A 3,669-nucleotide genomic window follows, 5' to 3' on the forward strand; every position below is an offset into this window, starting at 1 on the left:
TCTCGTCCGCCGTGGGGTGTTCGACGTAGTGCGCCACGGCGGGCGTGAACGACCATAAGACGGACACCACCGCGAATAAGGAATCGGACTGAGCCTCCCGAGAAGGAACCCCCCATGTCCTTGAGGAACACCACCGGACTCGCCGCGCTCATCGCCGCCGGCGCCCTGGCGTTCGCCGTACCGGTCCCCGCCGCCGCGCAGAGCGCGCCGACGCTGGAGGATCACCCGTGCCCCGTGACGGTTCCGGAGGGGACCCGGTGTGGGTATCTGGTGGTCCCCGAGCGGCGTGACCTGCCGGACGGGCCGAAGACCAAAGTGGGCTTCGCCGTGCACCGCTCAACCGCCGGGGACCGCAAGCCGGATCCCGTCGTCTACACCAGTGGAGGCCCCGCCTCGGCGTCGATCCAGCTCACCGGCTACCTCGCCGAGATGTTCCCGGACCGCGACGTGATCGCGCTGGAACAGCGTGGCAGCAGGTGGTCCGAACCGCGCCTCGACTGCCCGGAGACGGTCCGCGCGATGCTGGACACGCTCAGGAGCACCGGCCAGGCCGCGGAGGAGACGGACGTGATCGCCGCCGGTGCGGCGGCGTGCCGGGAGCGGCTCGGCGTGGACCTACGGGGTTACCGGACCGGGGAGATCGCCGCCGATGTGGTGGACCTGCGGCGGGCGCTGGGATACGCGCGATGGAACCTGTTCGGGGTGAGCTACTCGACCCGGCCGATGCTGGCGGCAGCCGCCGCCGACCCCGAGGGCACCCGCTCAGTGGTGCTGGACTCCTTCCTCCCCGCCGAGGTGAACTGGTACGACGACGCCACCCGCGATCTGACCGAGGCGGTCGCGGAGCTGTCCGGCCAGGGCTGGCCGGACCTGAGCGGACGGTTCACGGCGATGGTCGCCGACCTGAACAGGAGCCCGGCGGTCATCACCACCCGTGACCCGCTGACGGACAGGCCGATCACCGTCCGGCTCACCGGTGACGACACGGCGACGATTCTCGGTGAGGCCATGCACTCGGTCGAGGTGCTCCCGATCGTGCCCGCCCTGATCGACGGACTGGCGGCGGGCCACCACGACCTGCTGCAGCCCCTGGCCGACGCGGCCGGGCCGGGGCTCGCCAGCCACGAGTTCGGCCTCTATCACGCGGTCCAGTGCCAGGACGAGACGCCCTACAACGCCTTCCCCCAGACGCGGCCCCGGCTGTTCACCGGGGTCCACGACCGGACGGTGTGCGACACCTGGAAGCTGCCCCGCGCGCCCGTCACGGCGGCCACCACCAAGGCGTCCGTCCTGGTGCTCGGTGGCCAGTACGACCCGACCACGCCGAGCCGTACGGCCAGACCCGCCGCCGAGGCGCTGCCCGACGCCCGGTTCGTCGAGTTCGCCGGGGTCGGGCACGCGGTGTTCCTGTCGAGCCGGTGCGGCCGGCAGACCATCGCCGCCTTCCTCTCCGACCCGGCTGCCGCACCGCCCTGCGACCCCGGGCAGGCCGCCTACCGGGTCGTCCGGCCGGGGGAGATCCACCTCACCTCCGCCCCCTACCGGGCGCAGCAGGCGCCGTGGACGCTGCTGCCGTTCGGACTGCTGGGGGTCACGGTGCTGGTCCAGCTCGTCGCGGGCGCCCTGCGACCGCGCCGCCGCCTGCCCACGCTGGTCGCGGGACTGGCCGGACTGGCCTTCGTGGGGCTGACGGTCGACGCGGTGTACGGGGTGATCGCGGAGAACGAGACCGTGCTGGCGCTGGGAGTCCCCTCGGTCCTGCGGTGGTACGGCCTCCTCGCCTGGCTCAGCCTCGCCGCCACCGTCGTGGCGGTGTTCCGGCCGCCGCACGCGGACGGGCCCGTCGTGAAGAGACCGCTGGGAGGGCGGGGCGCCCACCTTCTGGCAGCGCTCGTGTGCGCGGGATTCCTCGCATGGTGGCACGTCTACTTCCTGTGACGGAGAGGACCCCGGCGGGGCGCCGCGACGGGGGCGGGGAGCGGGCACGCATCAGGGCCGTAGGGAAGGCCGGCCACGTTCTCCGCCGGGTCCACGCCGCACCTTGTGGAGCGCTATCCAAAATCGAGAGCAGTGCTCTTTACATCAGTGCTCAAAAAGGAGATCATTGCTCTCGAAGCCAAGGAGTGATCATGAGCAAGCTGTTCTACCGCGGCCCTTCCCTCGCGGTCCTGCACACCGACTACGCCACCCGGCACCGGATCGACGCCGAGGCCCCGGTGACCTCCGAGTCCAGCGTCGTCATCGACGCCACCCCCGCCCAGGTCTGGGAGGTGCTGACCGACCTCCGCAACTGGCCCGCCTGGGCACCGGACTACGAGGTCCTGGAGCTCGGCGAGATGGCCCCCGGCGCCGACTTCCACTGGCGGCTCGGCAAGGTCAGGATCAGGTCAAGGTTCGCGGTCGTCGCCCCCGGGCGCGAACTCACCTGGAGCGGCGTGGTCTTCGGCTACAAGGCCGTCGACCAGCAGGTGCTGGAAGCGCTCCCCGACGGCCGCACCCGGGTGACCATGCGGGAATCGCTCGCGGGCCCGCTCGTCTCCCTCTTCTTCGGCGCCGACAAGCTCCGCGCCGGCCACGACCGCTACCTGGCCGCCCTCAAGGCCGAGGTGACCACGCGGTCCGCGGCACTGCGCTGACCCGCCGAGGCTGTCCATCCGCGATCCGGACATGACTCATGCAGTGCCGTCCGAGGTCGTTCCGGGTTTCGTGTGGAGGACCTCGCGGGCCTGCTCCGCGGCGCGGGCGATGCTCTCGGAGATGAAGTCGACGAAGCGGGCGATGTTCTCCAGGCGGGCGGCGGCCGGGGTGTCGGGGCCGAGGATGCCGACGCCCTGCCGTGCGGTCTCGCCGAGGTGGGCGGTGGCGCGGGCACTGGCCATCGTTGATTGGTACATGACGTCGTCGTCGACGACGTAGCGCTCGCGGCGGCGTTCGTCGCGTTCGCGGCGGATGAGGCCCTGGCTCTCCAGGAACGTGACCGCTTTGGAGATGGACGCCGGGCTGACCTGGAGGCGCTGGACGAGCTCGGACGTGGTGAGGCTGCCGGTGTCGGTGGTGTAGAGGCAGGCCAGAGCCCGGGCCGTCATCTTGGGCAGGCCCGAGGCCATGAAGACGGTGGCGAACACCTCCTCGTACTCACGCACCGCCTCGGCGTCGCGCCCATGGGCCTGCGGGGGCGCCTCCACCCCCCGGGGCGCGGCCCGCCTGCGCCGACGGGCGCGGTGTTCGGTGGCACGGTGGGCCAGGTCGGCGCGGTAGGAGGTGGGGCCGCCGTTGCGCATCACCTCGCGGGTGATGGTGGAGGTGGGGCGGTCGAGGCGTCGGGCGATCTCGGCGTAGGCGAGACCGTCGGCCAGCCCCAGGGCGATCTGCTGGCGGTCCTGCTGGGTGAGTCTGCCTGCCGGCATCGTGATCTCCTCCGTGTTCCTCGGGTGCCCCCACAATAGCGTTCACTCTCAATTCAGTGCAACACTCAGAGAGATCTTGTTGCGTTAAATTTCCAAACCATCGCAACGATTCTGCGGCCTCTACCTGTATTGATGCCGATTATCCGCAACGCTGTCGTTGCAGGATTCGTGAAGGCAACGTAGCGTTTCCGACATCAGAAACACCGAGTGCACGGAGCCCACCATGCAGAAGTTCGACACCCCCACCCCCATCTCCGCCATC

Annotated in this window: 3 protein-coding genes; 2 read left to right on the top strand and 1 reads right to left on the bottom strand. The window is 70.6% G+C overall.

All coding sequences use genetic code 11. The features are described 5' to 3' along the window. Positions 1 to 114 precede the first annotated feature (114 nt). Together ACWDS7_RS47300 and ACWDS7_RS47305 are read left to right on the top strand one after the other, a co-directional pair. Positions 115 to 1,938 carry an alpha/beta hydrolase gene (locus tag ACWDS7_RS47300; protein WP_451934650.1) on the top strand — a complete coding sequence of 608 codons (1,824 nt, stop codon included), beginning with the start codon at positions 115 to 117 and terminating at the stop codon, positions 1,936 to 1,938. A gap of 191 nt (positions 1,939 to 2,129) precedes the next feature. Further along, complete coding sequence (locus ACWDS7_RS47305; protein ID WP_451934651.1) at positions 2,130 to 2,636, top strand: SRPBCC domain-containing protein; 507 nt, start codon at positions 2,130 to 2,132, stop codon at positions 2,634 to 2,636. Between the two features lie 36 nt (positions 2,637 to 2,672). Here the strand turns inward: ACWDS7_RS47305 and ACWDS7_RS47310 are convergent, their stop codons facing one another. After that, a complete protein-coding gene (locus tag ACWDS7_RS47310) occupies positions 2,673 to 3,407 on the bottom strand; it encodes a helix-turn-helix domain-containing protein (protein ID WP_451934652.1) in 735 nt (244 codons plus the stop codon). Positions 3,408 to 3,669 lie beyond the last annotated feature (262 nt).

The sequence above is a fragment of the Streptosporangium sp. NPDC003464 genome (assembly GCF_053588315.1).